Genomic DNA, 4,244 nt, shown 5'->3' with positions numbered 1-4,244 from the left:
GCCCGGAGCCGATCAGCCCGGCGAAACCGAGGATTTCACCTTTCTTCAGCTCGAAGGATATATCGTGGAAGCGCCGGGCCTCGTTCAGCCCGTCGACCTTGAGGATAATCTCCTCGGATCGCTCCGCCGCAGTCTGTTTTTCCGGATAGAGCTTGTCGATCACCCGTCCGACCATGGCGTTGACCACATCGCCCGGCTCGATATCGGCGAGTTTGTAGGTGACGATATACTGGCCGTCGCGAAACACGGAAACACGATCACAATTGTCGAAGATTTCAGCCATGCGGTGCGAGATATAGATGATCGATATCCCGCGATCGGCGAGACGCCGCATGATCGCAAACAATACCTGCGCCTCGGTTTCCGTCAGCGCCGCGGTCGGCTCGTCCAGGATCAGCACCCGGCAATCCAGCGTCAGGGCCTTGGCGATTTCCACCAGTTGCTGGCTGGAGATCGACAGATCGCGCACCAGGGTGGCGGGATCGATGTCGGCCAGTTCCTCAAGAACAATCTTCGCCTTTTTCCTCAGGCCATCATAATCCATCAGAAATGACCGGCTCGCGTTGGTGGCGGCCATGAAAATGTTTTCCGCGACCGAGACGTCCGGGCATAATGCGATTTCCTGATGCACCAGGCCGATGCCGAGCTTCTGGGCAACTGCGGGAGACGTTATCCGAACCGCCTCGCCGCCGAGGATGATCTCGCCGCTGTCCGGCTGCAGGATGCCGTCGATCACGTTCATCAGGGTCGACTTGCCCGCGCCATTCTCGCCGGCAAGCGCATGGATTTCGCCCTTGCGCAATTCGAAATCCACGCCCTTCAATGCCCGGATCGCGCCGAAGGATTTGCTCACATTGGCAATTTTCAGGATCACGTCGTCGGTCATGGCGAGCGCCCTTCATCTCGGATTGAAATTGCTGTGGGCGGTGGCGGCCACCGCCCACAAGAAGCCTTTGCGAAAGGGCTCAGTTCGTGTCGCGACCTTCCATATATGCGTTGAGGTCGAAGCTGTCGGCGTTCTCCTTGGTGATGACGGCAAAGCCGTTGTCGGCAAAGGGAATCTGGAACGGGTTGTAGCCCGAGACCTTGTAGTCGTTGAACGGATCGAACACGTCACTGTGCACGGCGAAGAATGTCGCCAGGAAGCCGAGAAAGCCCTGCATGCCCTGGTTCGGGCTGAGCGCCATGTGAATATTGCCGGCCTTGATCTGCTCGAGCGTCGCCGGCGTGATATCGGCATGCATGATCAGCACGTCGGCGCCGGCTTCGCTAACCGCTGCGACCGCACCTTCGGCCGATCCCGCTTCGGGAATCCACATCGCGCCGAGATTGGGGTTGGCCTGGAGAATGGACGCCGTTGCCCGGTAGGCGGCATTGCTGTCCTGATTGGTGGTCTGCCGGCCGACCAGCTTCATATCCGGATAGTGGTCTTCCATGTAGGAGATCAGCGCAGTGACGCGAAGATCGTGGTTGGATTGACCCGGATTTTCCAGAACCGCATATTCGCCGCTTTCGCCGATCTGGCTGACGATTTCCTCCGCCGCGAACTTGGCTTCGGCCAGATTGTCGGAGGTGATGTAGGACGTTCGCTTGGAGTTCGGCGAGTCGGCGGCAAATGTCACCACCGCAATCCCGCTGTCGACGGCCTGGTTGATCGGCCCGATAAAGGGATCGGCCTGCATCGGATGCAGCAGAACACCTGCCGGCTGCTTGACCAGGTCCTGCTCGAACGAGGCGATCTGCTTGGTGATGTCGTAATCCGGCGTTCCGGAGAAGACGGTTTCACAGCCGAATGCGTCGGCCGCCTGCTTGAAGCCCTCATAGACCGGCACCCAGTAAGGGTGCGCCGAAACCATGACATTCATGACATAGGTTTCACCCGGCTCGCATTTGATTGTATCGGCTAGAGCCGGCGCCGTGCCGGAGACGAATGCTGCAAGCGCCAGAGATGTCACCGCGCCGCCCAAAGTAAGTTTCATCATTTCCTCCTCCCAGAAGACCATGATCCAAAATCATCGGTACGCAAAAGGTACCGCACGAAATTAATCTCACATAACGCAATTTATTGCGCATGGGGACGTTAGGCGGTCGACGGGAATGCTGTCAACAAACTTTGATATTTTTATTATAGAGTGAAATATATTGCAAAGCCGCACTGATCTTTAGGTGTCGAAGCGTGCATTGGGCCATATAAAACGCCTGCGAAAGAGCCAACGACCTGCACGTCTGCTTGTATCAACGCGGCGTAAAGCCGGGCAGCAGCTACCCGGGGCATCGTCAGTCAGAAGCGATTTTTGCAACAGAGGCGCCTATTCCGCCTTGCCCGGCGACAGGCCCAACATGGCAGCATACCAGGAAGCCTCGGCGCGCGAGGAAATGCCGAGCTTGCGATAGATCGACTTGATATGGGTCGCCACGGTATTGCCGGAGAGGCCGAGCTGTTCGGAAACATCGACATTGCGCAGGCCGCGGCTGATAAGCGCGAGGACTTCCCGTTCACGCTCGGTCAAGCTGCCCTCCGGCGCGCCTGCAGGCCCGGTCAACTGGAAATGCATCCATGATGCGCCGCGCGATCGCCGGCGACAGAGCCGGAATCCCCTCGGCGAGTTGGCCCAACTGCCGTATGATCAGTTCCGATGGCTGTTCCTTCAGGAGATAGCCATTGGCCCCGGCTGAAAGCGCGGCCACGATGTGGGCGTCATCCCCCATGGCGGTGGTGATGACGCAGAGCGTATCGGCGCTTCGGGCGCGCAGGGCACGCAACACCTCGATGCCCGTGCCGTCCGGCAGGCTGAGATCGATCAGCGCCACGTCATAATCATTCGCCGCCGCAGCGGTCAGGCCCGCCTTCATGGTCGCCACCGCTTCGATCTCATGCGGCGCCGCAAAGGCCGCTTTCGCAATGCCGCTGAGCCATGTCCTGGCCTCGGCCAGATCCTCGACAATCAGTATCCGGGTCATGTCGTCTTGCATTCAGAGAGGGGAAAACGGGCGCGCACGATCAGGCCGGGTTTGGCGTCGCCGATGACCAGCGTGCCATTGAGGGCGGTGACACGCGCCTCGAGATTGGCAAGACCGTTGCCATTGGTCTCGTAGCCCGGAGCAAGACCATTGCCATTGTCACTCACGTCGAGCAGGGCGATGCCGTTCTCGGTCGAAAACCGGAGCCTTATGCGGCTTGCCCCGGAATGGCGGATGGCGTTGCTGACGATATCGCGAAGAATGGAACGCAGCGCATAGGCGATGTTCGGCGCCAGCATCGTGTCGCCGTCCTTGTTGCTGTCGCGCCAGTCGAGCGCGATATCGGCCGCCGCCAGCCGCTCCAGCGCCTCGATCCGGAGATCGGCCAGAACCTCTTCCAGCGTCTTGCCGCCGCGCGCGGCATTGTTGACGATGTCACGCAGGTCCGAGATCGTTTCGCGGATCAGCGTATTCTTGCGCTCACTGGTCTCGCTGCGAAGCGCCGACAGAAGCTGCGCGCCCATATTGTCATGCATGTCCCGGGCAATCCGCATGCGCTCATCCGTGGCGCCCTTCTCACGGGCATCACGGCTGGCGATCGCATGCGCGAGCATGGCGCAGATATCGGCGGCAAAGCGCCGGTCGCGCGGGCTGAACAAACGCCGCCCGCGATAGGCATAGGACAGTCTGACCGGCGCGAGACCGGCAATGCGGGGAATGGCAAGCGCCAGGCCATCCTCTTCAATAGCTGGTTCATTGGCGCCCCCCGCAATGCCATCCGACAGATGCAGCGGCTGGAACGCTTCACTCAGGATCTGTCGCCAGCGCTCTTCCTGCACCGTATCCTTTGCCAGGGCCACTTCGACGATGCGGCCGAAAAGCGTTTCGCGATCAAGCTCGCCGCGCGGCATCAGCCGCCTCGCCATCCAGTTGCGAAACGGCAGATAGACCAACGCCACCACCAGCAGCGACACGGCAAACGCGCCGGGCCGGTCCATCGCCATGAACACGATCAGAGCGGCGTCAAGCAGCAGCAGCAAAACAAACGCGCCGAAATAGGAAAGGATCGAAAAGGCCCAGCCTTCCAGCTCGAACAGCCGATGGCGCGCCACACCAACGGCGACGCCGACGAACAGAAGGCCGAAAAGCACAAAGGCATAACCCTGCGAGATGGAGGGACGCGCGCCGAACAGATTTGGCAGGATAATGACCGAAACGAACGTGCCGGCGCAAAGCACCACAGACAGGGCAAACCAGCGGATCGCGGCGCGCGCGCGGCGGGG

The 4,244-nt window shown here is 60.3% G+C and carries 5 protein-coding genes; all 5 read right to left on the bottom strand.

Annotated elements, in window-relative coordinates; translation table 11 throughout:
* A partial coding sequence (locus B4E36_RS16345) for a sugar ABC transporter ATP-binding protein (protein ID WP_345900578.1) occupies positions 1 to 886 on the bottom strand: 886 nt, incomplete at its 3' end.
* A 79-nt stretch (positions 887 to 965) separates the two neighbouring features.
* On the bottom strand, positions 966 to 1,979 hold the full coding sequence (locus B4E36_RS16340; protein WP_292057106.1) for a substrate-binding domain-containing protein: 1,014 nt from the start codon (positions 1,977 to 1,979) through the stop codon (positions 966 to 968).
* Positions 1,980 to 2,309: 330 nt separating this feature from the next.
* On the bottom strand, positions 2,310 to 2,510 hold the full coding sequence (locus B4E36_RS16335) for a response regulator transcription factor (RefSeq protein WP_292057107.1): 201 nt from the start codon (positions 2,508 to 2,510) through the stop codon (positions 2,310 to 2,312).
* Positions 2,497 to 2,961, bottom strand: coding sequence for a response regulator transcription factor (locus tag B4E36_RS16330; RefSeq protein ID WP_292057109.1), 465 nt, complete (start codon positions 2,959 to 2,961; stop codon positions 2,497 to 2,499). Before B4E36_RS16330 ends, B4E36_RS16335 begins: the two co-directional genes overlap by 14 nt.
* Positions 2,958 to 4,244: ATP-binding protein (locus B4E36_RS16325; protein WP_345900577.1), on the bottom strand; the 1,287-nt coding region annotated here is incomplete at its 5' end. The genes B4E36_RS16325 and B4E36_RS16330, both read right to left, overlap by 4 nt.

Source organism: Martelella sp. UBA3392 (assembly GCF_002358775.1).
Taxonomy (GTDB): domain Bacteria; phylum Pseudomonadota; class Alphaproteobacteria; order Rhizobiales; family Rhizobiaceae; genus Martelella; species Martelella mediterranea.
The sequence above is the reverse complement of the archived record's forward strand: the minus strand, read 5'-3'. Positions and strand labels throughout refer to the sequence as shown.